General features: G+C 66.3%; 28 protein-coding genes. 12 read left to right on the forward strand and 16 right to left on the reverse strand.

What is annotated here, in order from left to right; all coding sequences use genetic code 11:
- The first annotated feature begins 11 nt into the window (after positions 1-11).
- Both QFZ60_RS01770 and QFZ60_RS01775 read left to right on the forward strand, forming a co-directional pair.
- On the forward strand, positions 12-1,562 hold the full coding sequence (locus QFZ60_RS01770; RefSeq protein WP_307087604.1) for a cytosine permease: 1,551 nt from the start codon (positions 12-14) through the stop codon (positions 1,560-1,562).
- A 62-nt stretch (positions 1,563-1,624) separates the two neighbouring features.
- A complete protein-coding gene (locus QFZ60_RS01775) occupies positions 1,625-2,572 on the forward strand; it encodes a polysaccharide deacetylase (protein ID WP_307087605.1) in 948 nt (315 codons plus the stop codon).
- Between the two features lie 51 nt (positions 2,573-2,623).
- Here the strand turns inward: QFZ60_RS01775 and QFZ60_RS01780 are convergent, their stop codons facing one another.
- On the reverse strand, positions 2,624-3,460 hold the full coding sequence (locus tag QFZ60_RS01780) for a helix-turn-helix transcriptional regulator (RefSeq protein WP_307087606.1): 837 nt from the start codon (positions 3,458-3,460) through the stop codon (positions 2,624-2,626).
- Between the two features lie 85 nt (positions 3,461-3,545).
- Between QFZ60_RS01780 and ilvD the strand changes: the two genes are divergently transcribed.
- The 3 genes from ilvD (at position 3,546) to QFZ60_RS01795 (ending at position 7,207) form a co-directional block, all read left to right on the forward strand.
- Positions 3,546-5,405 (forward strand): dihydroxy-acid dehydratase, encoded by a 1,860-nt coding sequence (gene ilvD, locus QFZ60_RS01785; RefSeq protein ID WP_307087608.1) that lies wholly within the window; start codon positions 3,546-3,548, stop codon positions 5,403-5,405.
- A gap of 116 nt (positions 5,406-5,521) precedes the next feature.
- Positions 5,522-6,367, forward strand: a complete 846-nt coding sequence (locus tag QFZ60_RS01790; protein WP_307087609.1) for a hypothetical protein — start codon at positions 5,522-5,524, stop codon at positions 6,365-6,367.
- Between the two features lie 15 nt (positions 6,368-6,382).
- Positions 6,383-7,207 (forward strand): oxygenase MpaB family protein, encoded by an 825-nt coding sequence (locus QFZ60_RS01795; protein ID WP_307087610.1) that lies wholly within the window; start codon positions 6,383-6,385, stop codon positions 7,205-7,207.
- Here the strand turns inward: QFZ60_RS01795 and QFZ60_RS01800 are convergent.
- Positions 7,188-7,931: a GAF and ANTAR domain-containing protein gene (locus QFZ60_RS01800; protein ID WP_307087611.1), complete on the reverse strand. Its 744-nt coding sequence runs from the start codon at positions 7,929-7,931 to the stop codon at positions 7,188-7,190. The genes QFZ60_RS01795 and QFZ60_RS01800 overlap by 20 nt on opposite strands.
- A 267-nt stretch (positions 7,932-8,198) precedes the next feature.
- On the opposite strand from QFZ60_RS01800, the gene QFZ60_RS01805 reads away from it, so the two are divergent.
- Positions 8,199-9,425 carry an MFS transporter gene (locus QFZ60_RS01805; RefSeq protein ID WP_307087613.1) on the forward strand — a complete coding sequence of 409 codons (1,227 nt, stop codon included), beginning with the start codon at positions 8,199-8,201 and terminating at the stop codon, positions 9,423-9,425.
- Positions 9,426-9,446: 21 nt separating this feature from the next.
- A complete protein-coding gene (locus tag QFZ60_RS01810; RefSeq protein ID WP_307087615.1) occupies positions 9,447-9,842 on the forward strand; it encodes a cupin domain-containing protein in 396 nt (131 codons plus the stop codon).
- Positions 9,843-9,919: 77 nt separating this feature from the next.
- Here the strand turns inward: QFZ60_RS01810 and QFZ60_RS01815 are convergent, their stop codons facing one another.
- The 6 genes from QFZ60_RS01815 to QFZ60_RS01840 all read right to left on the reverse strand — a co-directional run bounded on the left by QFZ60_RS01815 (position 9,920) and on the right by QFZ60_RS01840 (position 15,814).
- Positions 9,920-10,342: a universal stress protein gene (locus QFZ60_RS01815; RefSeq protein ID WP_142117753.1), complete on the reverse strand. Its 423-nt coding sequence runs from the start codon at positions 10,340-10,342 to the stop codon at positions 9,920-9,922.
- Positions 10,343-10,417: 75 nt separating this feature from the next.
- Positions 10,418-11,785, reverse strand: coding sequence for an LLM class flavin-dependent oxidoreductase (locus QFZ60_RS01820; RefSeq protein WP_307087618.1), 1,368 nt, complete (start codon positions 11,783-11,785; stop codon positions 10,418-10,420).
- Between the two features lie 28 nt (positions 11,786-11,813).
- Complete coding sequence (locus QFZ60_RS01825) at positions 11,814-12,629, reverse strand: ABC transporter ATP-binding protein (protein WP_307087619.1); 816 nt, start codon at positions 12,627-12,629, stop codon at positions 11,814-11,816.
- Entirely contained in the window at positions 12,605-13,459 is an 855-nt protein-coding gene (locus QFZ60_RS01830) for an ABC transporter permease (protein ID WP_307087622.1), read from the reverse strand. Before QFZ60_RS01830 ends, QFZ60_RS01825 begins: the two co-directional genes overlap by 25 nt.
- Complete coding sequence (locus QFZ60_RS01835) at positions 13,456-14,574, reverse strand: ABC transporter substrate-binding protein (RefSeq protein ID WP_307087623.1); 1,119 nt, start codon at positions 14,572-14,574, stop codon at positions 13,456-13,458. The genes QFZ60_RS01830 and QFZ60_RS01835 overlap by 4 nt, the downstream gene beginning before the upstream one ends.
- 352 nt (positions 14,575-14,926) lie before the next feature.
- Positions 14,927-15,814, reverse strand: coding sequence for a helix-turn-helix transcriptional regulator (locus QFZ60_RS01840; protein ID WP_307087625.1), 888 nt, complete (start codon positions 15,812-15,814; stop codon positions 14,927-14,929).
- A gap of 140 nt (positions 15,815-15,954) precedes the next feature.
- On the opposite strand from QFZ60_RS01840, the gene QFZ60_RS01845 reads away from it, so the two are divergent.
- The gene (locus tag QFZ60_RS01845) at positions 15,955-16,971 is read left to right on the forward strand and encodes a zinc-dependent alcohol dehydrogenase family protein (protein WP_307087627.1); all 1,017 of its coding nucleotides are present in this window, start codon (positions 15,955-15,957) and stop codon (positions 16,969-16,971) included.
- Between the two features lie 153 nt (positions 16,972-17,124).
- On the forward strand, positions 17,125-18,165 hold the full coding sequence (locus tag QFZ60_RS01850; RefSeq protein ID WP_307087630.1) for an NAD(P)-dependent alcohol dehydrogenase: 1,041 nt from the start codon (positions 17,125-17,127) through the stop codon (positions 18,163-18,165).
- Positions 18,166-18,237: 72 nt separating this feature from the next.
- On the opposite strand, the gene QFZ60_RS01855 is transcribed toward QFZ60_RS01850, so the two are convergent.
- The 7 genes from QFZ60_RS01855 to QFZ60_RS01885 form a co-directional block, all read right to left on the reverse strand.
- Positions 18,238-19,275 (reverse strand): nitronate monooxygenase, encoded by a 1,038-nt coding sequence (locus QFZ60_RS01855; protein ID WP_307087632.1) that lies wholly within the window; start codon positions 19,273-19,275, stop codon positions 18,238-18,240.
- Positions 19,276-19,392: 117 nt separating this feature from the next.
- The gene (locus QFZ60_RS01860) at positions 19,393-19,587 is read right to left on the reverse strand and encodes a hypothetical protein (protein WP_142117744.1); all 195 of its coding nucleotides are present in this window, start codon (positions 19,585-19,587) and stop codon (positions 19,393-19,395) included.
- A 232-nt stretch (positions 19,588-19,819) separates the two neighbouring features.
- Positions 19,820-20,584, reverse strand: coding sequence for a GAF and ANTAR domain-containing protein (locus QFZ60_RS01865; protein WP_307087636.1), 765 nt, complete (start codon positions 20,582-20,584; stop codon positions 19,820-19,822).
- Entirely contained in the window at positions 20,581-20,832 is a 252-nt protein-coding gene (locus QFZ60_RS01870) for a hypothetical protein (RefSeq protein ID WP_307087638.1), read from the reverse strand. The genes QFZ60_RS01865 and QFZ60_RS01870 overlap by 4 nt, the downstream gene beginning before the upstream one ends.
- Positions 20,829-21,560: a GAF and ANTAR domain-containing protein gene (locus tag QFZ60_RS01875; protein ID WP_307087640.1), complete on the reverse strand. Its 732-nt coding sequence runs from the start codon at positions 21,558-21,560 to the stop codon at positions 20,829-20,831. The genes QFZ60_RS01870 and QFZ60_RS01875 overlap by 4 nt, the downstream gene beginning before the upstream one ends.
- A 183-nt stretch (positions 21,561-21,743) precedes the next feature.
- Complete coding sequence (locus tag QFZ60_RS01880; RefSeq protein WP_307087642.1) at positions 21,744-22,070, reverse strand: hypothetical protein; 327 nt, start codon at positions 22,068-22,070, stop codon at positions 21,744-21,746.
- Between the two features lie 9 nt (positions 22,071-22,079).
- Positions 22,080-22,799 (reverse strand): GAF and ANTAR domain-containing protein, encoded by a 720-nt coding sequence (locus tag QFZ60_RS01885; RefSeq protein WP_307087644.1) that lies wholly within the window; start codon positions 22,797-22,799, stop codon positions 22,080-22,082.
- Between the two features lie 68 nt (positions 22,800-22,867).
- Here QFZ60_RS01885 and QFZ60_RS01890 point away from each other — a divergent pair, with 68 nt between their 5' ends.
- A complete protein-coding gene (locus tag QFZ60_RS01890; protein WP_307087646.1) occupies positions 22,868-23,602 on the forward strand; it encodes a GAF and ANTAR domain-containing protein in 735 nt (244 codons plus the stop codon).
- A gap of 34 nt (positions 23,603-23,636) precedes the next feature.
- Here QFZ60_RS01890 and QFZ60_RS01895 read toward each other — a convergent pair whose 3' ends face one another.
- Positions 23,637-24,368: a Type 1 glutamine amidotransferase-like domain-containing protein gene (locus QFZ60_RS01895; RefSeq protein ID WP_307087648.1), complete on the reverse strand. Its 732-nt coding sequence runs from the start codon at positions 24,366-24,368 to the stop codon at positions 23,637-23,639.
- 105 nt (positions 24,369-24,473) lie between these two features.
- Here QFZ60_RS01895 and QFZ60_RS01900 point away from each other — a divergent pair, with 105 nt between their 5' ends.
- Entirely contained in the window at positions 24,474-24,806 is a 333-nt protein-coding gene (locus QFZ60_RS01900) for a helix-turn-helix transcriptional regulator (RefSeq protein WP_307087651.1), read from the forward strand.
- 12 nt (positions 24,807-24,818) lie between these two features.
- The gene (locus QFZ60_RS01905; protein WP_307087653.1) at positions 24,819-25,316 is read left to right on the forward strand and encodes an SRPBCC domain-containing protein; all 498 of its coding nucleotides are present in this window, start codon (positions 24,819-24,821) and stop codon (positions 25,314-25,316) included.
- The last annotated feature ends 10 nt before the right edge of the window (positions 25,317-25,326 follow it).

A 25,326-nucleotide genomic window follows, 5' to 3' on the forward strand; every position in this document is an offset into this window, starting at 1 on the left:
CGGAGGCCCCCATGCAAGAAAAGCTTTCACCAGCCACGCACGGCCAACCCGGCCAGGGCACGCAGGACCACAACGTCGTGGACCACGAAGCCTGGCTGCAGCCCATCCCTGAATCAGCACGAACACGCAAGGTATCCGGACAGTTCTGGATCTGGGCGGGCGCCAACCTGGCACCCATCAACTGGGTGCTGGGGGCACTCGGCATCCAGTTGGGACTCGGACTGGCGGACACCGTCACCGTCCTGGTCCTCGGCAACCTGATCGGCATGCTGCTCTTTGGCTGCTTCGTGCTCCTGGGCCAGAAGACCGGCGCCACCGGCATGGTCCTGGCCCGCGCGGCATTCGGCCGTCGCGGCAACTACCTGCCCGCCGCCATCCAGGCCCTGCTGGTCATCGGCTGGTGTGCGGTCAACACCTGGATCATCCTGGACCTGGTCATGGCGCTCTTCGGAACCCTCGGCTGGGTTGACTCAGACGCCCCCAACTACGGCTGGAAGATCGGCGTCGCCACCTTCATCATGGCCCTGCAGGTTGCCATCGCCTGGTTCGGCTACAAGGCCATCGCCGCCTTCGAAAAATGGACCGTACCGCCCACCATCCTCATCCTGGCCGTCATGTCCGCCGTGGCCTGGTTCGGCATGGACATCGACTGGGGCTACGCCGGACCCGCCGGCGCCATCCTCGAAGGCTCGGAGCGGATCGCCGCCATGAGCGCCGTCATGACCGCCATCGGCATCGGCTGGGGCATCACCTGGTTCACCTACGCCGCGGACTACTCCCGCTTCGTCAGCACCAGCGTCCCCAAGAAGAAGGTCTACCTGGCCTCCGTGCTGGGCCAGTTCATCCCCGTCGTGTGGCTCGGTGTCCTCGGCGCCAGCCTGGCCACCAACAGCGGCGAAATCGACCCCGGCAAGCTGATCGTCCTGAACTTCGGCGCCATGGCCCTGCCGGTGCTGCTCATGGTGCTCCACGGCCCCATCGCCACCAACATCCTGAACATCTACACCTTCTCCGTGGCAACCCAAGCCCTGGACATCTCCATCAGCCGCCGCAAGCTCAACCTGTTCGTCGGCGTTTTCTCGCTCGCCGCCGTCGTCTTCTTCATCTTCCAGGAGGACTTCGCCGCAGTGCTCGACGCCTGGCTGATCGGCCTGGTGGCCTGGGTGGCTGCCTGGGGCGGAATCATGCTGGTGCACTACTTCTGGCTGGACAAGCGCTGGCCCGGTGAGCCGGAGCGCCTGTTCGACGGCGTGGGCACCAAGCGGCTGCCCGGCGTCAACTGGGCCGGCATCATTGCCCTCCTGGCCGGCATCTTCGCCACCTGGCTGTTCATGTACGGACTGATCCCCATCATGCAGGGCCCCATCGCCGTGGCCCTGGGCGGCTGGGACCTGTCCTGGCTGGCCGGCGGACTGACCAGCGCCGGGGTGTACGCCATCCTCGGCCCGCGGCAGCACATCCGCTACCTGGCCCTGGAGCCCCGCGCCTCACAGAAGGCGGATACCGCTCCCGGAACAGACGGCACGGCGGCGGACAGCACGCCCGCCCTCCCCGCCCTCTAAGCAACCCCACCCTCTTCCCTCAACACCTGGCGGGCGCACTGCGCCCGCCGAAAGGATGTCCCGTGAACCAGCACGCCATCGCGGACGCACAGCACCCCATCACCTGGCCGGACGGCGTGAAGGCCGCCGCGTCCTTCACCTTCGATGTGGACGCCGAGTCCTGCACCATCGCCCACGATCCCACCAGCACCCGGCGGATGTCGCTGATGAGCCACCAGTCCTACGGTCCGAAGGTCGCGGTGCCGCGGCTCCTGGCGATCCTGGCCCGCCAGGGCATTCAGGCCACCTTCTTCATCCCGGGCTTCACCGCAGAGTCCTACCCGGACGTGGTGCGGCGGATCGTGGACGGCGGGCACGAGGTGGCGCACCACGGCTACCTGCACGAGCCCATGCAGGGCATCGATGCCGCCACCGAGGCAAGCTACATTGACCGCGGCCTGGAAGCACTGGCCAAGGTGGCGGGAGTCCGGCCGGTAGGTTACCGGGCGCCCTGGTGGGAACTGAACTGGCACTCCCCGGGGCTGCTGGCGGACCGCGGCTTCCTCTACGATTCCAGCCTGCTCGACGGCGACGCCCCCTACCGCTTCGCCGTCGCCGCGGACGATCCCCGGGACATCGTGGAGATTCCGGTGGACTGGACCCTTGACGACTGGGAGCAGTACGCGTTCTACCCCGGCGTGACGGGCAGCGGCGTCATCGAAAGTCCGGCCAAGGTCCTGGACATGTGGACCCTGGAAGCCGAGGCGCACCACTCCCAGGGCAGCTGCTTCGTGCTGACCAACCACCCGTTCATCTCCGGCCGGCCATCCAAGGCGGTGGCGCTGGAACAGCTGATCGAGCGGGTGAAGGCCATGGACGGCATGTGGGTGACCACCATGGAACAGATTGCGCTTCACACCAAGGCCACGGTCACCGAGGTCCACACCCACGCGCGGATTGACGTGCCGGTATTCCCGGGCGCGGGTGCGAAGTTCACGCCGGCCGTTGTGCGGCAGGGGGTACCGGCCTAGGACCCGTTGCGCCCCACCCTGGATAGCCAGGCCGGTTCTGCGCGGGCCTGGCTATTCGGCTGCCGCCATTAGGGACTGCATCTGTACAGCGGCGTCACTGCCCGGGGCGGGCGTGTACACCACGATGTGCAGGTCTGGCCGGTCAGAGGGGGAGACCTGGTGGTGTTCCAGCTGGAGGACCCCCACCGCCGGGTGGTGGAAGAGCCGCTCGCGGGATTCGAAGCCCAGGATGTCGTAGAGGTCCCAGCCCTGCCGGAACTCCGGGCTGGCTTCCTTGAGCCGTTCCACCTGGTACTGGATGTCCGGGTCGCCGAGCCGCTGACCGGTTTCGGCCCGGAACTCGGCAAGGAACCGCTTGCTGGTGGTGTCCCAGTCCGGGAGCAGGTCCCGGACATAGGGGTCCGTGAACACCAGCCACAGCAGATTCCGGTCCGCCGACGGCACCGTGGCGATGTTCGGGTACAGCGCAGCGTAGGCCTTGTTCCAGCCGGCCACGCCCCAGTCCGGGAACAGGGCAAAGGACGGATTGGGATCCAGCGCATCCATCAGCCGCTGGATATGCGGCGGGGCGGTGTCTGCCGCGGGGCCGGCAGGGGCGGCGGATGCGTAGCCGCCCAGGGACAGGACATAGCCAAGGCCGGTGGGGGAAAGATGCAGTGCGCGGCTGATGGCCTCCAGGACCTGGCGTGACGGGCTGATGTCCCTGCCTTGTTCCAGCCAGGTGTACCAGGTGACGCTGACGCCGGACAGGAAGGCCACCTCTTCGCGGCGGAGCCCGCGCTCGCGGCTGCGGCCGATCGGCGGCAGGCCGTAATCGGCCCGCAGCGCCTGGTCCCGGCGGGCCCGCAGGAAGAGGCCAAGTTCTTTGCGCCGCCCGGGATCACTCACCCGTAAATACTATTACTCTGGTACTCCTGCTACTAGTAGCAGCGCCGTCTTCCGGGACCGGGAGCGACAGGACAGGATGGTACGCATGCCTGCACTCCGCTCTAAAACAGTCACCCATGGCCGCAACATGGCCGGCGCCCGCGCACTGCTGCGCGCCTCCGGCGTCGCCAACTCTGACATCGGCAAGCCGATCATCGCCGTGGCCAACAGCTTCACCGAATTCGTTCCCGGCCACACGCACCTCGCCCCCGTGGGCCGGATCGTCTCCGACGCGATCCTCGCCGCCGGCGCCGTGCCGCGCGAGTTCAACACCATCGCCGTGGACGACGGCATTGCGATGGGGCACAGCGGCATGCTCTATTCGCTGCCGTCCCGCGACCTGATCGCCGACTCCGTTGAATACATGGTCAACGCCCACTGCGCCGACGCCCTGGTCTGCATCTCCAACTGCGACAAGATCACCCCCGGCATGCTCATGGCCGCGCTGCGCCTGAACATCCCCGTGGTCTTCGTTTCCGGCGGCCCCATGGAGGCCGGCCGCGTGACCCTGACCGACGGCTCCGTGCGCTCCCTGGACCTGGTGAACGCGATTGCCGACGCGGTGGACGAGTCCATCTCCGATGCTGACATCAACCTCATCGAAGAAAACGCCTGCCCCACCTGCGGCTCCTGCTCCGGCATGTTCACCGCCAACTCCATGAACTGCCTTGCCGAGGCCATCGGCCTGGCCCTGCCCGGCAACGGCTCCGTGCTGGCCACCCACACCGCGCGGAAGGCGCTGTACGAGAAAGCCGGCCGCACCGTCGTCGAGCTGGTGAAGCGCTACTACGACGGCGACGACGAGTCGGTCCTGCCGCGCTCCATCGCCACCGCGAAGGCCTTCGACAACGCCATGGCCCTGGACATTTCCATGGGCGGCTCCACCAACACTATCCTGCACCTGCTCGCCGCGGCCCAGGAAGCCGGCGTGGACTACGGCCTGGCCGAGATGGACGCCAAATCCCGCCAGGTGCCCTGCCTGGCCAAGGTTGCCCCGAACGTTGCCGGGAACAAGACCTATTACATGGAAGATGTGCACCGTGCCGGCGGCATCCCGGCACTGCTGGGCGAGCTGAACCGCGGCGGCCTCCTGCACAAGGACGTCCACTCCGTGCACTCCGCCGACCTGGACGGCTGGCTGGACGACTGGGACATCCGCGGCGGCAAGGCCACGGAAGAAGCGAAGGCCCTGTGGCATGCCGCTCCCGGCGGCGTCCGCTCCTCCACCGCGTTCTCCCAGTCGAATGAATGGACCTCCCTGGACACCGACGCTGCCGAAGGCTGCATCCGCTCCGTGGAGCACGCCTACTCCAAGGACGGCGGCCTGGCCGTGCTCCGCGGCAACGTGGCCATCGACGGCGCCGTGGTGAAGACCGCGGGCGTGGACGAGTCCATCTGGACCTTCTCCGGACCGACCGTGGTGTGCGAGTCCCAGGACGAAGCCGTGGAAAAGATCCTGAACAAGACCATCAAGGAAGGCGACGTAGTGGTCATCCGCTACGAAGGCCCGCGCGGCGGTCCCGGCATGCAGGAAATGCTCTACCCCACGTCGTTCCTCAAGGGCCGCGGCCTGGGCAAGAAGTGCGCCCTCATCACCGATGGCCGTTTCTCCGGCGGAACCTCCGGCCTGTCCATCGGACATATCTCCCCGGAGGCTGCTTCAGGCGGTGCCATCGCCCTGGTGGAGGATGGCGACATCATCAGCATCGACATCTCCCAGCGCTCCCTGCAGCTGGAGGTCTCCGACGAGATCCTGGCCGAACGCCGCGAAAAGCTGGAGGTCAACGGCGGATACAAGCCCAAGGACCGGGACCGCCAGGTGTCCGCCGCGCTGCGCGCCTACGCTGCCATGGCCCTGTCCGCGGACAAGGGCGCCGTCCGCGACGTGTCCCTGCTGGAGCGGTAACACTGGAGCGGTAGCACGGCTGCCGGCGGGGGAGGGGACAGGTCTTTTAGCCCTGCCCCGCCTGGGCATGCCGCGCCACACTTGAAGGGTCACCGTCAGGCCCAAAGGAGGGTGTGGTGCGCAGGCTCAGCAAAGCTTTCCCCGGACTGTTAATGGCCGCCGTGGTCCTGTTCACACCAGTCCTGGCCGGGTGCTCCCCGCAGGACGGAAGTCCGCAGCCCTCGCCCACGTCGTCCCGCCCTGCCAGTCCCTCCGCAACGGAAGCCGGGACGTCAGGCGCGCCCACGCCGTCGGACGTTCCTTCCGCCGCCGGCAATCCTCCCGTCAGCACCGCCGCGGCGGAGTGGACCACCTCTACGACGGCGGACGGCACCATGGCGTTCGACCTCCCTGCCGCCTGGCGCGTCAAGGACCCTGCGGGGGAACTGGCCGAGGGCGGCGGGGCCTTCGCCGAGGTGCGGAACCAGGCCGGCAAGGTGATGGCGACACTGCGGACCAACATGGCCACCGGATCCACATGCACCGAGCGGTACCCCTACGAAATCCTGGACACAGCGGATATCCCGGTACTGGCCCAGGGCGGGGTGGTGCCGCAGTTCGTTTTCGAGACCCGCGGAAACGCCGCCACGCCGGGTAATTACCGCACCCCGGCTGCCGGCTACGGGATTACGTCCGGCCCCGCGGCAAGCGGCCCTGACGCCTGCCCCATCTTCCAATTTTTCCGATGGCCGCCGAATGCTGCCATGTTCGGCGCATCCTACAACCCGGAGAACAACGCAACGCCCGGTGACCCGTCGCTGCCCTATCTGGAACTGGCGAGGAAATACCGGGGCACGGCCGAGTACGCGGACATCAAGAGGATGATCACCTCGCTGCGGCCGGCCAACAGGTGGCCGCGGACAGGGACCCGAAGGTGTCCCATGTCAACGGGCCAAAGGTCCGGTTCCACGCTCCTGCGGTGACGGTACCCTGTTGACATGGTGCAGGAATTTTCCGATTACCGTGCGGAAGGCATCCTGCTTGCTGGGGCAGGTCGAGCCATCCTGCTGCAGCTTGCCCATCCGGCCATCGGCAGGGGCGTGGCGGAACACAGCACGTTCATCGAACGCCCCGTCAACAGGCTCAAGGGCACCCTCACCTACGTCTACGCCGTTGTTTATGGCAACGACGCGCAGGTGAACGAGGTCCGCCGCAGGGTCAACCGGGCCCACGTGCCGGTGCAGCGTCCGGCAGATAAAGCCTCCGCCGGATACAGCGCCTACGATCCGGAACTGCAGCTCTGGGTGGTGGCCACGCTCTACGACACCGCACTCACCATCATTGAAAAGATCTACGGCCCGCTGGACGACGCCGCTGCCGACGCGATGTACCGGGACTACGCGCGGATCGGCACCGCCCTGCAGCTTCCGCCTGGCATGTGGCCGAAGGACCGGACCGAGTTCGGCCGCTACTGGGCGGAGCACATATCCACCCTCCGGGCCGAGTACCCCGGTGTGCGTGTTGGCCGCGGCCTGCTGTTTCCCAAGCACACCGCCCTTTGGTACCGCGCCATCATCCCCCCGGCCAGGTTCCTCACTGCCGGGCTCCTTCCGGAACAGTTGCGGAAGGACTTCGGACTGGCCTGGAGTGACCGGCACGAGCGCCGCTTCCACCGGACGTTCCGCATCCTGGCCGCGGCCTACCCAAAGCTGCCGCAGGGCATCAGGTACTGGTTCAAGGATTACTGCCTGCGCGAACTGGACAAGGACCTGAAAAGGAACCCCCAGTCAGGCAAGTCTGCTGTCAGTCATCAAAATGCGTAAGGACTTTCGGATCATCAGCCACCGAAGCGACTACGGCGGCTGCCACATCACGGAGCTTGACGTTGCGTGAGCTGGAGGCGATGCGCAGAATCTTGATGGCCGACTCCTGGCTGCACCGGTTTTGGGCCATGATCGCCCCGACGGCGACGTCGATGGTGGTCCTTGATTCCATTGCCGCGATAAGGTTCTCGCGGTCATCGACCAACTGGGCGATCCGGACAGCCAGGCGCAGGGATTTGGACGCTTCCAGCGCATACGCTTCCGCTTTTTCGATGGCTTCCCCGCTGAAGGCATGGGTCTTCGCGGAGTAGACGTTAAGTGCGGCGTTCGCTTCGCCCTCGAGCGGGAGCGGGACGGCCAGGATGGAGCCTATGCCTTCCGCCCAGGCAGCCGCAGTGTAGTGCGGCCACCGTCTGTCTTCGCGCACGTCAGGAACATGGATGGTTGCCAGTTTCCGAAGCGCCGTCAGGCAGGGCCCTTCGCCCTTCCCGTACTGCAGCTCGTCCAGGGCCGGAACACGGGAATTACTCGTCGCAACAGTGCTGGGCTTCTTTCGACGCATCAGCGTCACTCCGCACATCACCTCGTGGTCAACCGAGAGGGTGGCGGCTGAAACAGTTGCGAGCTCGCTGAGCAGCGCCCCGACGTCGACTGACTCCAGCAGGAGGTCCTGCAGGTGTTCCGTGACTGTTTCATCATGCTGGATCATGCGGTCTCTGGCCACGCTGTCCTGCTCTTTCCAACGCCTCAATAAGCCTCAAAGAGGCATGATGTGAAACGGCCGCCGTTGCTTAACTTCTCCAAGCCTACAACCCCCCGTCGATACAAAACCGTGGCAACGTGGGTGAAAACCAGAAGACAGGGAACAGGACACGGACGACGGGGGGAGGCCCAGTTGTCCGCTGCGGCGAGGGCGCGTAAGGGGGGTCTGCCAAGACCCGTTTCAGCAGGGCCCTCGCTAGGGTGCCGGGAGCACGGTTTGATGGAGGACATGCCACCCGAAACAACAGTCATCAATTCCAGCGAGCCGCAGGAAGCAGGCGCCCGCGGGCACCACCCGGCCCACTGGGGCGGAGTCTTCGCGATGTCGCTGTGCGTCTTCGCGCTGATCGCCTCCGAATTCATGCCCGTCAGCCTGCTCACGCCCATGGCCGCCGAACTGCAGGTTTCAGAAGGCATGGTGGGGCAGGGGATCGCGATTTCCGGTGTCTTCGCCGTCCTGACCAGCCTCTCGGTTTCCACGCTGGCCGGCAGCATGAACCGCAAAACACTCCTGCTGGGCCTGACGGGGCTGATGGCGGTCTCCGGGGCGCTGGTGGCCATGGCGCCCGGCTATCTGCTGTTCATGGTGGGCCGCGCCCTCATCGGCGTGGTCATTGGCGGCTTCTGGTCCATGTCTGCAGCCACGGCCATGCGGCTGGTGCCGGCGCACCAGGTGCCGCGGGCCCTGGCGATCTTCAATGGCGGCAACGCCCTGGCCACGGTCCTGGCCGCACCCCTGGGAAGTTACCTTGGCTCCGTCATCGGCTGGCGCGGCGCGTTCTTTTGCCTGGTGCCCATAGCGGTGCTTGCCTTGGCCTGGCAGTGGATCAGCCTGCCGTCGATGAAGGTCCAGAAGCGGGCTTCCGGCAGCGTGCTCGGGATTTTCGCCGGGCTCAAGAGCCGGCCGGTCGCCTGGGGAATGGCTGCCTGCGGGTTCTTCTTCATGGGCCAGTTCGTCCTGTTCACCTACATCCGCCCGTTCCTGGAGACCGTGACGCGCGTGGACGTTGCCGCGGTGTCGCTGGTCCTGCTGGTGATTGGCGTGGCGGGCTTCGCCGGAACGCTGCTCATTGGCCGGTTCCTGGGCAAGGGCCTGTACCGGACGCTGGCCATCATTCCGGTGCTGATGGCGGCCATTGCTGCAGCGCTCGTTCCCGCCGGCGGCTGGATCGGCGCCGTGGTGGTCTTGCTGGGCCTCTGGGGCCTGATGTCCACGGCCGCGCCCGTCGGCTGGTGGAGCTGGCTGGCGGAGGCGATGCCGGATGACGCCGAAGCCGGCGGCGGCCTGATGGTCGCGGTGGTCCAGACTTCCATCGCCATCGGATCCACGCTCGGGGGCGTGCTGTTCGACTCTGCGGGCTACCAGGCCACATTCCTGGCCGCCGCGGCCATTCTTTCCATCGCCGCCGTCCTGTCATTCCTGACATCCCGGTCCACGGCCCGCCAGACCACATAACCCATCCCTGAGGAGGAGAACATGAAGTATACCAAGAGCGGCGGCCAGACAGGAGCCGGCCCCAAGGAATGGTTCACCGGAACCGTGCAGATTGACGGCATCCGGAACCCTGATGAGCAGTCGGCCATCGGCTGCGCGCACGTCCGGTTTGCCCCCGGCGCCCGGACCGCCTGGCACCGCCACCCCAAGGGCCAGACCCTCTACGTCACGGACGGGATCGGGCTGGTGGCACGGCGCGGCGGGGAGGTCCAGGAGATCCGACCCGGCGACGTGGTCTACATCGAGCCCGGTGAGGAGCACTGGCACGGGGCCACTCCCGAGCGGTTCATGGCGCATGTCGCCATGCACGAGGCCGACGAAAACGGCGAGGTGGTCACCTGGCTCGACCACGTGACCGATGAGGAGTACGGCGCCTAGTAGGGCCACTGCGCAAAGGGGAGCGGACGACGGCGGGAGGTTCCGCCGTCGTCCGCTCCCCTTTTCCGGGAGTCAGGTCAGTCGTCGTAGGTGTTGGCGATGTAGACATCGCACGGGGCGTTGTGCGCCACGCTGTTGGCGACGCTGCCCAGGAGCCTGCCGATGCCGCGCATCCGCCGGTTTCCCACCACGATCAGCCGGGCATCCAGGCGGACCGCTTCCTTGATGAGCGAATCGGCCGGCTTGCCACGGGCAGCGAAGTGGGTGATTTCCACTCCCGGATGCGATGCGCCCAGGGACTTTGCCACCATCTCCGAGCTGTCCGCGTTGGAGATCCGCACCTTGTCCGAGCCCACCCCGAAGGTTTCAGCGTTCTCGACGTCAAAGGCGGTCACCACATGAAGGGACGCCCCCAGCGAGTCAGCCAGGCCCAGCGCCACTTCCGCGGCCTTCCGTGCAGACGGGCTGGCGTCCACACCTACAACGATTACTCCGCTCATATCCTGCTCCTTTATCCAGTCCTGGCATCAACGTTCAGCTGCCAGTCTAGGGAGTACCCTCCGGAAGTCCCCGAATCACACGGCTGCCGCCGCAACCGTGGCCGCCTGCCGGTTGAACCGGTTCTCCGGCCGCGGCAGGCCGTAGTGCTCCCGCAGGGTCCGGCCACTGTAGTCGGTGCGGAACAGGCCGCGCCCCTGCAGGATGGGCACCACCTGGTCCACAAACGTTTCCAGCCCGGACGGGAGCACCGGCGGCATGATGTTGAAGCCGTCCGCCGCGCCGCCGTCGAACCATTCCTGGATGGCGTCCGCCACCTGCACGGGGGTCCCGGTAAAGGTGCGGTGCCCGCGGCCGCCTCCAAGACGGCCGATCAGCTGCCGCACGGTGAGCTGCTCCCGGCGGGCCAGCTGCACGATCAGCGTGTAGCGGCTCTTGGCGCCCTCGATTTCGTCCTCGCTGGGCAGGTTGTCCGGCAGTTGGCGGTCCAGCGGCAGGTCCTCCGGGTCCACGCGCAGCGTCTTGGCCAGTTGGATCCGGGCGTACTCGGGCTTGATCAGGCGGTCCAGTTTCCGTTCCAGCTCCAGGGCTTCCGCCTCGGTGGCACCAATGACGGGCACAATGCCGGGCAGGATCTTGATGGTCTCCGGGTCACGGCCGGCAGCGGCGGTACGGGCCTTGAGGTCCCGGTAGAACTCCTGGGCGTCGGCGAGGGTTTGGTGGGCGGTGAAGACGGCGTCGGCATAGCGGGCGGCGAGGTCCTTGCCGTCTTCGGATGAACCCGCCTGGACGATCAGCGGGTGCCCCTGCGGGGAGCGGGGGACATTGAGCGGGCCGCGGACCTTGAAGTGCCTGCCCTCGTGGTCGATGGTCCGGATCTTGCCGTCATCGCCCCACACGCCCTCGGCCTTGTCCGCCAGCACGGCGTCGTCCTGCCAGCTGTCCCACAGCTTCTGTGCCACTTCGATGAACTCGGCCGCACGCTCGTACCGGGCGGCGTGGGCAGGCTGGTCATCCACGCCAAAGTTGCGGGCGGCGTCCGGGCCGGCGGTAGTCACCACGTTCCAGCCGGCACGGCCGCCGCTGGCCCAGTCCACCGAGGCGAAGCGGCGGGCCAGGTTGAACGGTTCGTTGTAGGTGGTGGACGCGGTGGCGATCAGGCCGATCCGTTCGGTGGCCCCGGCAATGGCGGTGAGCAGCACGGTGGGTTCGAGTTTGCCGGCCGGACGGCGGCCCACCTCGCCGAACAGGACCGGGGAGTCGGCGAAGAAGATGGAGTCCAGCTTGCCGCGCTCGGCGGTGCGGGCCAGCTGCTGGTAGTGCCCCACGTTGGTGCCGGCATGCGGGTCGCTCTCCGGCAGCCGCCACGAGGCTTCGTGATGGCCCGTGCTCATGAGGAAGGCGTTCAGGTGCAGCTGGCGCCGGGAAGGGTTCTGGTCAGTCATGGGAAGGCTCCTTGCGGGTAGGGGTGGGTTAATGGCCGACGGCGGCGGGTTCAGCAGGGTGGGTTGGCTCGACTCCTGCTGCAGTAAAGACACCCAGCGCGGCCAGCAGGTCGCGGCGGAGGGCCTCGTGCCCGGAAGCATCGGCGGACGAGCGGATTTCCGGTGAGACCGGGCGGACAGTGGCGATGCGGCCGTGGTCCAGGACCACGATCCGGTCAGCGAGGGCGATGGCCTCGTCCACGTCGTGGGTGACCAGCAGGACGGCGGGCCGGTGGGCGGCCACCAGGTCCTGGAGCAGCCCGTGCATTTTGATGCGGGTCAGCGCGTCCAGGGCGCCGAACGGTTCGTCCGCCAGCAGCAGCTGGGGTTCACGGACCAACGACCGGGCCAGCGCCACGCGCTGCTGTTCGCCGCCGGACAGCTGGTGTGGCCACGCTTTTTCGCGTCCGGCGAGCCCCACCTCGGCGAGGGCTTTGCGGGCCCGGGTGCCGGCGTCGTGCTCCCGAATGCCAAGGGTGACGTTGCCCAGCACGCTGTCCCAGGGCAGGAGCCGCGAGTCCTGGAACACCACGGAGACGCGGTCCGGGACTGTGATCACACCGCTGCCGCGGACGTCGTGGTCCAGCCCGGCGAGGGCCCGCAGCAGGGTGCTTTTGCCGCAGCCGCTGGGTCCCAGCAGAGCCACGAACTCACCGGGGGCGATGTCCAGGTCCACGCCGTTCAGGACTCCTTTGCGGCCGAAGCCGCGGACCAGGTTCCGGACGGAAACGGCGGCGGACGTGCCGGCAGGGGTTCCGGCCTGGCGGGTGTCGACGGCGGTCAGCCCGCCAGGGTGCGCTGCCATGAGAGGGCCTTTCGTTCGATGAAGCGGACAATGGCGTCGGAGAGGAGGCCGAGGATGCCGTAGACGGCCAGGCCCAGGACGATGATGTTGGTTTGGCCATAGGTTCGGGCGAGCTCCATCATGTAGCCGATGCCGCTGGTTGCGTTGATCTGCTCCACCACCACCAGGGACACCCAGGCACCGGTGACCGCGAAGCGCAAGCCCAGGAAGAAGCCGGGCAGCGCACCGGGGAGGACAACCTTGCGGATGAACCCGGCCCGGCTGAGCCCCACGGTCTGCCCGAGTTCCACGAAACGCAGGTCTATGCTGCGCAGCCCCGCGTGCGTCTGCAGGTAGACCGGGACGAAGACGCCCAGGGTGATGGTGAGGACCTTCATGGTCTCGTCGATGCCGAACCACAGGATCAGCAGCGGAATCAGGGCCAGCCCGGGGATGGCGCGCTTGATCTGCACCGGACCGTCAATGAGGGCCTCACCCACCCGGCTCAGCCCGGACAGCAGCGCCAGCACGGCGCCCACCAGGATGCCGAAGAACAGTCCCAGGCCCGCGCGCTGGGCGGAAATGGCCAGGTTCTCCTGGAGCCGGCCGTCCGCGATGAGCTCACCGGCGGTGGCCACCACGGTCCACGGCTCGGACAGGATCCTGGGGTCAAGGAGCCCTGTCGCGGAAGAGGCTGTCCACAGCAGCAGCAAAGCGGACGGGCCCACCCAGGCGAGCTGCCGCCGTCGTCCGGGCCCCAGCCTCTTCCCTGCGGGCCGCACGTCTGCCGCCCCGGCCAATGCCGGATCCTGGTGCGGGGCCAGTACAGGACGGTCCAGGACGGCGCTCATGCGGCACCTGCCTTAGCGGTGGAAGTGAAGGCGGTGCCGGCGATGGCTTCAAACCGGGTGTCGTAAAGGTCTTCCGCCTTCAGCTGCGGCTTCTTCTGCTCCCGGGCCAGCAGGTCGATGGTTTCCTGGTGCCTGGCGATTGCCTCGGCCCAGGCCGTCGGCAGGTCGCGATTGCCGGTGGCGTCGATCAGGTACTGGCCGTCCTCGCGGGACAGGCCCTGGTCCTTGACGTAGTAGCCCTCCAGCCATTCGGCGGGGTGGTCCTCGATCCAGCGCTGCGCCTTGCCCCAGACCTTCACGTAGACGGCAAGCGCGGCGGCCTTGGCGGGATCAGCAAGGACTTTGGCGGGGGAGTAGAGCAGGCTGGGATCGTCGCGCAGGCCGTGGCGGAGGGTGGTGGCGCCGTCGGCCCTGTACTTGGCCAGGTAGCGCTTGATCTGGACCCCGCCCAGGGGAGCGGCGTCCACCTGCCTGCTGGCCAGGGCCGTGGCATAGGCGTCGCCGGTGCTGGGCAGCTCCACGAGCTTGACGTCCTCCTGCTTGAGCCCGGCCTTGTCCAGGATGCGCAGGACCAGCGCGCCCTGGGCCTGGCCCGGGCTGTACGCCACCTTCTTGCCGCGCAGGTCTTCAAGCCTGCCGATGCCGGCTCCGGGTGCGACGCCCAGCTCGTAGATGGGATGGTTCACGGCGTCCTGCCGGTAGCCGGCGGCGATGATGCGGACGTCCAGGCCGGTCCAGGTGGCGTGGATGGCCGGAATGTCCGCCACGGATCCCACGTCGAGGGCGTTGGCCCGGAACGCTTCGGTGGTCTGCGGGCCGCCGGAGATGTTCGCGAACTCCACCGTGAAGCCGTCCAGGTCCTTGGCCAGTCCGGATAGTTCCAGCGCCACTTTGATGCTGGGATCGCCAACTTTGATGGTGGTCCCGGCCGGCACGGAGGCAGCCAATGGTTCCAGGGCGGCCTGGCTGATGCGTTGGCTGCCTGCGGTGGCGGTTCCACCGCAGGCGGACAGCAGGCCGGCGGCGGGAACCGCCAGGAGTGCGCCCAGGGCGCGGCGCCGGGTGAACGCAGGGGAGCCGGGACTGGAGTGGGGCTTGGGTGCTGGGAAGGACATGGTGTTCCTTTCGGGGAAAGATTCCGGGTACGACGACGGCACCCGGGTGTGTGCCCGGGTGGGCGTGGGAGGTGGATGGGACCGCCTGCGCGGCGGTGTGCGCGTGCTTCTGGCTGGTGCTTTGGGGGTTCTGCTTACGGCCTGGCCGGTGCCATGGAAACACCTAAACACGGCGGCCACGGCGTTGGCCAGCAACGCGCAATGGACGCTAAATCCTGCGAAATGCCGCTACTTATGGCGCCATCCGGGCGACAAATGCGGACCAATGGCGACAAGTCAGGCAATGCGGAGCCACGAACCGCAACGGGGGTTAATGTGACTGGAATTGGGGTGCGTGGACGGCCGGTGACCGTCAGGCGCGTGCGTGGGCCATCTCCACGATGTTCTCGGTAACGGCCCAGGACGCCAGGAGCTTGAGGGCTTCCTCGGAGGCGCTGCCGGGAGTGGCGGGATAGACGGTCAGGGTATGCCCGGGGTCCTCTTCGAGGCCCAGGACCTGGTAGTTCAGTTCCAGGAGGCCCACTACGGGGTGCTGGAAGAACTTGGTCCCCGCGTAGTGGCGGCGGACATTGTGGGCTGCCCAGAGCGTGCGGAATTCGTCGCTGCGCATGGACAGTTCACCGATGAGTTCGGCGATACCCTTGTCGTGCGGGTTGCGCCCGGCCTCCCGGCGGAGGATGGCCACGTTGGTGTTGGCGGCCCGGTCCCAGTCCGGGTAGAAGTTGTGGGCCCGGGGGTCAAGGAAGATGAAGCGGGAGTGGTTGGCCGGCCGTGCCGGGCTGCGGTACATGTCCGAATACAGGGCGTAGCCCAGCGTGTTGGCGGCCACGATGTCCAGCCGGTTGTTGCCAATGAAGGCAGGCGCTCCGGTGATGGTGTCCAAAAGGTACTGCAGTTCCGGGCGGACCTTCGAGGGAGGGGAACCGCCCGTGCCTGCAGCCCTCTTCCTCGCCGGCGTGTTGGCCGCCCGCGCCAGGTCGTAGAGGTGGTCGTGCTCGGCCCGGTCCAGTTCCAGGGCACCGGCAATGGCGTCCAGCACGCTGTCCGAAACGCCGGAGAGATTGCCGCGTTCCAGGCGGGTGTAGTAGTCCACGCTCACGCCCGCAAGCCGCGCCACTTCCTCGCGCCGCAGACCCGGCACGCGCCGCCGTCCGCCGTACGGTTCAATGCCTGCCTGCTCGGGGGTGATGCGCCCACGGCGGGAGGACAGGAACTGTCGTACCTCGGCTCGGTTATCCATAGGGAACACGTTACGACGGATGGTCCAACCCTAAGGAGGTTCTGCCGGAACCAGTTACAGCAGCACCCTCGCTAACCGGTCCCTGGCCGGGTTTGATGGGAATGTCCGCTTTCAGCCTTTCCCCACTTGGAGGACCCAGCATGCGAGCAACCATCATGCACGCTCCCGGAGACGTGCGCGTCGAGGACCGTGACAAGCCCGCCATCAAGCAGCTCACGGATGCGGTTATCAAGATCGTTGCCGCCTGTGTCTGCGGGTCCGACCTGTGGCCCTACCGCGGCGCCGACAAACTGCCCAAGCCCGTGCCGATGGGACACGAGTACGTGGGGGTGGTCGAAGAAGTCGGGGCTGAGGTGAAGAACGTTCGGCCAGGCCAGTTCGTCGTTGGATCCTTCTTTGCCTCGGACAACACCTGCGAAATCTGCCGCTCCGGCTACCAAAGCGGCTGCATCCACCGGCAGGGCGTGGGCGGCGCGCAGGCTGAGTACCTGCGCGTCCCGCTCGCGGACGGCACCCTGGTGGCAACGCCTGACATGCCCGACGCCGGCATGGTTCCGTCGCTGCTTGCCGCCTCCGACGTGCTGGGTACAGGCTGGTTTGCCGCCAAGGCGGCCGAGGTGGGACCCGGCAAGACCGTGGCGGTAGTGGGCGACGGTGCCGTGGGACTTTTGGGGGTCCTGGCAGCAAAACAGATGGGAGCCGAACGGATCATTGCCATGTCCCGGCACGCCGACCGGCAGGCCCTGGCCCGTGAGTTTGGTGCCACCGAGATCGTGGCGGAGCGCGGCGACGCAGGGGTGAAGAAGATCAAGGAACTCACCAATGGGCTCGGAGCACACTCGGTCATCGAGGCTGTGGGTACCCAGGAATCGATGCTGCAGGCAATCCACGCTGCCCGTGCCGGCGGCCATGTCGGTTTCGTGGGCGTGTCCCACGACGTGGCGCTGCCCGGCCGGGACCTGTTTTACTCGCACGTGCACCTGCACGGCGGCCCGGCTCCGGTCCGGCAGTACCTCCCCGAACTGATCGACCTGATCCTGCGGGGTGAAATCAACCCAGGCAAGGTGTTTGACCTTGAACTCCCGCTGGACCAGGCGGCAGAGGCGTACAAGGCCATGGACGAACGGCGTGCCATCAAGGTGCTCCTCCGCCCCTGACCAACAGTTCCACCGGCGTGGCCCTGGCTGCCGCCAAGGGTAGGACTCCCAAGACCAGGTACAACAGGGCCACGTTTGCCCCACTTTTTCCGGGGTTTGATCCGAACAACCCCGGTAGCATTTCAATAATCCCCAACAGATCACAGGAGAACCATGACTACCGTCAAGGCTTATGCATCCCCGTCCGCCACGGAGGACCTGGTGGCAACCACCATCGAGCGCCGCGAAGTGGGTCCGCACGACGTCATGATCGAGATCAAGTTCGCCGGCATCTGCCACTCGGACATCCACACCGTCCGCGGCGACTGGGGCCCGCAGCAGTACCCGCTGGTTCCCGGCCACGAAATCGCCGGCATCGTCACCGAGGTGGGAACGGCCGTGACCAAGCACGCCGTTGGCGACCGCGTTGGTGTTGGCTGCATGGTCAACTCCTGCAAGGAGTGCGTCAACTGCCAGAAGGGCGAGGAACAGTACTGCCTCAAGGGAAACGTTGGCACCTACGGTGCCGTTGACCGCGATGGAACCATCACCCAGGGCGGCTACTCCACCCACGTCGTGGTGACCGAGGACTTCGTGGTAACCATCCCCGAGGGCATCGAGCTCGACGTCGCCGCACCGCTGCTGTGCGCCGGCATCACCACCTACTCCCCCCTGCGCCACTGGGGCGCCGGGCCCGGCAAGAAGGTCGCCGTCGTCGGCCTCGGCGGGCTGGGCCACATGGCCGTCAAGCTCGCCCACGCCATGGGCGCCGACGTAACGGTCCTGTCCCAGTCGCTGAAGAAGCAGGAAGACGGCCTGAAGCTTGGCGCGGACCACTACTACGCCACCAGCGACGAGAGCACCTTCAGCGACCTCGCCGGCAGCTTCGACCTGATCATCAACACCGTGAGCGCTTCGATCAACATCAGCTCCTACCTGGGCCTGCTGAAGCTCGACGGCGCCCTGGTGAACGTCGGTGCCCCCGCCGAGCCGCTCCCCGTCAATGCCTTCGCACTGATCGGCGGCCGCCGCTCGTTTGCCGGTTCCATGATCGGCGGCATCCGCGAGACCCAGGAAATGCTCAACTTCTGCGCTGAGCACGGCCTGGGCGCCGAGATCGAGGTCATTCCGGCAGAGAAGATCAACGAGGCCTACGAGCGCGTCCTCGCCTCGGACGTCCGGTACCGCTTCGTGATCGACACCGCCACCCTCTAAAGCACCACCCACGCGCGGCGGGCCGGCTCCGAAAGGGGCCGGCCCGCCGTCGTTCGTGGGGGTGCAGCGCCCTTACGGCGCGAGGCTTGTGAGGACCGCCGCAGCAGGGCCTTCCTTGGCATGCCGGTAGTTGATGCCGGCCCACAGGTTCAGCCAGTCCGGCTCTCCTGCGGCTGCGGCCGCGGCGCGCAGGGGAGTGGTCAGGTGATGGATCTCCGGGTACCCGTACGGGGCAAACGCGTCATGGCGGCGCATGAATTCGTTATAGAGGCCGCGGGCATTGCGGCCGGAGAAAGCCCGGGTGACGGCGGTGGTGGTGAAGCGCCCGGCCGGCGACAATGCGGCACGGTGCGCCGCCTTGGTTCCTGCTTCATCGGACAAGAGGAAAGCCGTTCCCGCCTGGACCGCAGCCGCGCCGACGTCGAGCGCAGCCCGCGTATCCTCCCGCGTCCCAATGCCGCCTGCTGCGATGAGCGGCACCTCAAGATCGGCCAGCTCTTCGAGGATGCCATGCAGGGGCACCGTGGGCGGCGGAGCAACGGCGTTGAACGTTCCCCGGTGGCCGCCGGCTTCCGGGCCCTGGACGCACAGGGCATCGGCGCCTGCCGAAAGCGCCCGGAGTGCTTCCCCGCGGTTCGTCACCGTGGCGATCACATAAACACCGCGTTTGTGGAGCGCTTCGACAATCCCGGAACCGGGAACATCGAAGGTGAACGAAACAACCGCCGGTGCGAGCTCCAGCAGGACCTCGAGCTTCTTGTCCCAGTCGTCGTCGTCATGCCGTGGCTCTCCCAGGCCGACACCGAAGCGTTCGGCGTCGGCGGCCAGGGACGCCGCGTACTGCTGCATGGACGCAGAGCTGATGACCGACGGCTGGGGGACGAACAGGTTGACCCCGAAGGGCCGGTCCGTGAGCGACCGGATGGCTTCAATCTCGGAGCGCATGGCGGCAGCGGTTTTGTAGCCTGCCGCCAGGAAACCCAGCCCGCCGGCGGCACTGACGGCCGCGGCGAGTTGCGGGGTGGAGGGTCCGCCTGCCATCGGCGCCTGGATGACCGGGACTGCCAGGGACCCAGGATTGAAGCGGCTGGCCTTGTGCTGGGTATCCATATCCTCCCCGTCCTGCTGCGCGTACCTGACGAATGCTACGCCGTTCCAAGGACAGGAAAGAAGCGGACGACGCCGGGTGGTGTCCGGCGTGGTCCGCTCCCTTTGGTATTGGAGTGCTTAGAGAACCAGTGCCGGCTCTTCGCCGCGCAGGCTCAGCGTGAAGGTGTTGGGGCCACTGCAGGTGACAGCGATCCGGCAGGTGGTGGTGTTGTGGCGGGACGAAAGATCGGTGACGGCGGAATCCAGGGTCTCGTGGAGTGCGGCACGGTCCCAGATCTTCAGGGTCACGGATTCGGCAGTGTTAAACGTCATTGTTCAGTACTTTCCTGTATCAAGCCGGCACTGTGTCCGGTCAATGGCCTGTCCGCGCTCGGAGGGTCGGTGGCCTGTGCTCACCGGTGGGCCTCGTTGCGTCACCAGGATGTCAAGGGCGGATGTTCCCAGCCCTGCCTATCCATAGTGCCCGTGCTTGAACAACCGACTCAACCAAAACACTGAATTATTGCGAGTGATTCTCATCACCTGTGAGCGGCGACACAGTCGTCTACTCACTGAAATGGGTGGGAATCTTCTCTTCACCGGAGATCGAGGTGATGACCGACGCCGCCACGTCCCTGAGTTTGATGTTGCGCGTACTGGAGGCCCGGGTGAGGACGTTGAAGGCTTCGTCCCGGGTGCATCTGTTTTCAGCCATGATGGCGCCGATGGCCATGTCGATGACGGTGCGCGACTGCATGGCTGCGGACATGTCTTCCCGTGCTTCGTTCAGCTGGGTGATCCGCAGGATCAGCCGGATGGAGCCGGCGGCCTGCCGGGCGAACGCCTCCGCTGTGCTGATGTCTTCGGCCGAGAACCCGTTGCTGCAGCCGGAGTAGAGGTTGAGCACGGCCTCGGCATCCCCCGAAAGGTCCAGTGGAACGGCAAGGATCGACGAAACCCCGTGTTCCAGGGCGGCCCGGACGTAGGGCTCCCAGCGCTTTTCGGTGGCCAGATCGGGAACCAGGAGGGTGGTTCGTTTTCGGAGCGCCGTGAGGCAGGGGCCATCGCCGAATCCGTTCTGCAGTTCGTCAAGAACCCTGGCCGCGGCATCGCTGGCCGCTACGGCCTGGGGCTTCCTGCGGCGGATGACGGTCACACCACTGTGGATGGTATTTCCCCGTACGGACAACCGCGAAGCTGCCCGGACGGCCAGTTCCGCGAGGAAGTCACGGACGTCGCGGCTCTCCAGGACCAATCGCTGGAAGGACTGTTCGGAGTCCGAATCGGCCAGGCCACCAGGTTCCTGCAGCGGTCCCGTGTTGTCCGTCATTCGGCATCATCCCATGTCAATTCGGTCATGGCCGTGTTCACGAGTCCCACCTGGGCCGCGGGGAGGTGCAATGCTTCGTTGAGGTAGGCGTCGAGGGACAGCTCGTCCACGTCCCCGCCGATGCCGTAGTAATACGTCCACAACTTCAGGAGTGGAACGCCGGTGTCCTGGAAGCGGCGTGCTGCTCCATGCCGCTGCTCGTCGGCTTCGGCCAACTGGTCCGGACCCCCGGTCCATTCGGCATTCATGCTTCCCCCTTACCCGGACCAGCGCTGAAGCTTCCCCTTGCCACGATTTCCTGCGCAATTTCCTGGATTCGGCGGTTGCCCGACTTGGCGGCGGCCTGGAGGAGCTCCAGTGCGCCATCCCGGCTGCCGCGCGCCTGGAGCATCACCAGCGCAACGGCCGCGTCCACCACCGCGCGTGACTTAAGCGCTGCCCGCAGGTCCGCGGGAAAGACTTCAGGGGCGTGGAGCCGCAGGGCAAGCCGAAGGATGCGGGACATCGACGCGGCCTGGTCCTCCACCAGCCTGACGGTGTCCGGGCCGAAAGCGTGGACGGTATGTGCATAGCAATTCAATGCTGCCTGGGAAAGGGGATCCGTGTGGATGGGGACCGCCAGGGCCGAACGGACGCCCAGCTTTGCAACGGCATAGGTGTACGGGGCCCACCTCTGGTCAAGCTGCAGGTCCTCAATCAATACCGTGTGCTGCTCCCGGAGGGCGGTGAGGCAGGGGCCGGTACCAAAGGAGTATTGCGTCTCATCCAGCCGCCGGCCCTCTTCACTGCTGTAGGCAAAGGTGGACAGCGCACCGTCGCGCTCCACCGTGACCGTGCATTCCACCGGAGCGCCGTCACCCCCCAGCTGCGATGCCGATATGGTGGCCAGGCCCAGGAGGAACTTTGAAAATTCCGGAGTGTTGAGCAGTAAGTCCTGGTACTCGTCCGCTGCGGTGACTGCATCGTTGTGGGCCATAGGGCCTCGATCCCTAGTTGCGCCAGTGACCGTTGCTGCTGGCTGTCGGCCTCCTGCTCTCGATGCGGAAGGCCCGGAATTCAATGTCCGGATGCTGCGTCCGGAAATCTCCTGTCTTCGACACTACGCCTGTGCAGGGGCTTCGTAACAGGGCCTCAAGTCCTTCCCGCGGGAAGCCGGAACCTAGGGGCCGGGTGCGGCGGCACCTGGCTGGCTGCCGCCGTCGTCATTTCCTTCCGCGGCCCGCGGCTCGGATGTGAAGTCATTGGAGTACGGCGCCCGCGGCCGGGGCCGCTCGTCAATGAGTTCGTTTGCAGCCAGTGCCAGCAGGTCGCGCTGGACCGGCGGCAGCGAGAGAAGGCCCTGAAGGTAGGCCTCCACCTCGTACTCGCCTGCGTCCCCGGACATGCCAAAGTACTTCAACCACAGCTCAGGCACGGAAATGTCTGCTGCCCTGATGGCTGCGCGGAGCCGGCGTCTCTGCTCTGGTTCGTGTGGATCAAAACCCATCCGCGCTGCCTAAATCCCGGACGCCGGCGTCCCGGCCAGGATGGATTCGCTGACGTTGAGCAGGGTGGTGCGCTCCTGCCGCGCCTGGTTCATCAGCTGCTGCAGCGCCGCCTGGTGCGTTGTGCCCCGGCGTTCCATCAGGACACCGCAGGCGCGGTTGATGACATCCCTGCTGTGGAGCGACGTTCGCAGTGCCTCCGTCATCTTGTGCGGAGCCTCGGTCCCCTGGATATGCGACAGGAGGGTGGCCGCCGGTGCGGCGAACAGTTGAAGCAGCCGCACGCTCCCCGCGTCATAGGCGGATGGGGTGGCCGCGTACAGCTTGATGGCGCCGAGCGTTTCCTTGCCGGCTATCAATGGAGCGCTGACCACAGACCGGATGGGCAGGTCCCGCACGGAATCCCGCCATAGCGGCCAGCGCGGGTCGTCGTGGAGGTCCTGGACCAGGACGGGAGTCTCTGCTGCCCAGGCCGTCAGGCAGGGGCCTTCACCGTGCCGGTACTGGGCGGCGTCAGCCTGTTCCACCACCCTGTCCGTGTAGCCGCTGCTGGTACGGCGGCCCCTGGAATCCAGCAGGGAGACACCGGCGCCAATGGTGCCGGGGACTGAATCCTTGGCCGCCTGGGCCAGGAGGCTCACCGCGGTGCCCACCTTTTCTTCCGTTAACAACAGTCCCTGGATGCGAGCGATAACGGTGCTGAGCTCGTCAAGGGGGAGATGCTGGGGCATTTCTCCAGCATATGCCAACCCTTTGACGCCTCCATGCGGCCTGCGCGTTGTGACAGTAAGATTGCTCCATGTCGACGTCAGCAGATAACGAGTCCGTGCGCCAGCTGCAGGAAATCCTGGTGGGCGCCGAGGGCATTGTGGATTTCCTGTCCGGGCTCTCGGAGATGGCTGCCGCCGCGGTCTCCGAAGCTGCGGACGATACGATCGAGTGCGCCGTCACCCTCAAGCTCCGTCGTCGGCCCACCACTGCAGCCGGCAGCAGTGCACGTGCCGTGGAACTTGACCACATCGAGCAGATGTTGGGCGATGGGCCTTGCGTCCGTGCCCTCCGGGAAATGACTCCCATCATGATCGATGATGTCGCAAAAGATCCGAGGTGGCCTGAATTCAACGAAAAGCTGGCAGAGCACAACGTGCGCAGCTCCCTTGGCGTGCCGCTCGAAATCACGGGTGATGCCAAGGCGGCCTTGAACTTTTTCGCAACCAAACCACATGTGTTCACAGCGGATGTCTACGACAAGGCAGTGGGTTTCGCTGGGGCGGTGCACAACACCATGCAACTCTCCGTGCGCATCAACACGATAGAAAACCGGGCCGAAGATCTTGAGGCCGCGCTCGAGAGCAGGACTGCCATCAATTTGGCCTGCGGCGTGATCATGGCGCAGAACCGGTGCTCGCAGGAGGAAGCCATGGAAATTCTCACCAAGGTCTCCAGCAACCGCAACCGCAAGCTCCGGGATGTTGCCAGGGAATTGATCGAGCAGCTGTCCGGCGGCAGCGTCCGCACCCACTTCGACTCTTAGCCCGTACGTTTGCGCCAGTCTTGTTCCGGCCCGGTCAGGTCGCCGAGCGGACGACGACGGCGGTGGCGGCCCCTCCGGTTCGGTGGATGTCCCAGCAGTTCCCGCTGCCAATGACGTCGTAGTCCCGGTCTCCTGCGGCCGCGAGAATCATGGCCGTGTTTTCGTCTATGGCCACGGCCCTCTCCATCAGACCCACCGCCACGGCGCCCACCGCCCGGCTCAGCGTCCCGGCCTGCGCCGCGTGGACATCCACAGAAAACGCGGCAAGCCCCAGGCCCTCCCGGATATCCACTGAGTCCAGGCCTTCCGAGCACTCCTGGCCGCACACTTCCACCCCGCAGATCCTGTATCCGCCCACCAGCGCGCGCTGCGCTGCCACCATGGCACCGGCGGAGAACCCCAGGTACGGCGCGCTGTCCACAACCTTTCTCCTGATGGCTGCGGCCAGAGGATGAAGGGCCTCCCAGTAGGCCGGCGTCAAACCTCCGCCCACCACGATTGCATCCACTTCGTCCAAGGCGGCGGCCTCGGCAGGGTTTCCCGTAATAAGCGGCAGGGCGATTATTACGCAATCGATCCTGGCCTGGAGGGGTCCGGCATAGATCGCCACGAGGTTGTCCGCGTTTCCTTCGCGAACGTGCACTGCGACGGCAATGCGTGCCTGCCGGTCCCTGCCAACATGCTCCCGGACGTTGAGCGTGAACCGGTCAAAGACTTCCGGGAATCCCAGCGGATCCGGGCCCGCGCCAGCGAGGAAAATGCTCATGGGGTTCAAGATACCGGCACCGGCAGGGGCGGCGGCGGGGGCGCCGGATGGATGCCGACCAGAACCCATTGACGCACGTCTACGCGAGGGCTAATCTACAACCAAATGGTTGTAGATCAGCTGAGTGAGACCGAACTGGACCGCCTTTTCCAGGCGTTCGCCGATTCCACCCGCCGGGACATCGTCCGCCGGGCCACTGTCGGCGAGTACTCCGTCTCGGGCCTGGCAGCCCTCTACGCCATGAGCTTCGCGGCCGTCCAGAAGCATGTGGCGGTGTTGGAGCGCGCATCCTTGGTCACCAAGGAAAAACGCGGAAGGGAGCAAATCGTGCGGGGCAATCACGAAGGACTCGAAAAAGCCCGGCGGCTGCTCGATGAATATGAACGGATCTGGCGGCAGCGCGCCGCCAGGATGGAAGAGATTCTCGCTGAAGGTTAGGAAGGCTTTGCCATGACAGTCATCAGTACGGATAAGAACCCCGAGGCCCTGAGCCTCACCCTGGTTGCCGAGTTCGACGCCGGCGTGGAACGCGTCTGGCAGCTCTTCGAGGACCCGCGGCAGCTGGAGCGCTGGTGGGGTCCACCCACCTACCCGGCCACCTTCTACAGGCATGACTTCGTTCCGGGCGGCAAGGCCAGCTATTACATGACAGGTCCTGAAGGGGACAAGGCGCACGGCTGGTGGGAGTTCACCAGTATCGAGGCGCCGCGCCAGCTCGAGTTCAACGACGGCTTTGCGGACAACGACGGCAATCCCACCGGGGAATTTGGCATCAGCCACGCCACAGTCACCCTTGAGCCCGCGGGGGAGCGGACCAGAATGACCATCCTGTCCACGTTTGAGTCCGAGGAACAGCTGGAGCAGGTGATGCAGATGGGCATGGAAGAGGGCCTCAAGGAGGCCGTGGGCCAGATCGATGGCATCCTCGCCGAGCACGCCAACGCCTGATTGCCGTCAC

The organism is Arthrobacter sp. B2I5 (genome assembly GCF_030816735.1).
Taxonomy (GTDB): Bacteria; Actinomycetota; Actinomycetes; order Actinomycetales; family Micrococcaceae; genus Arthrobacter.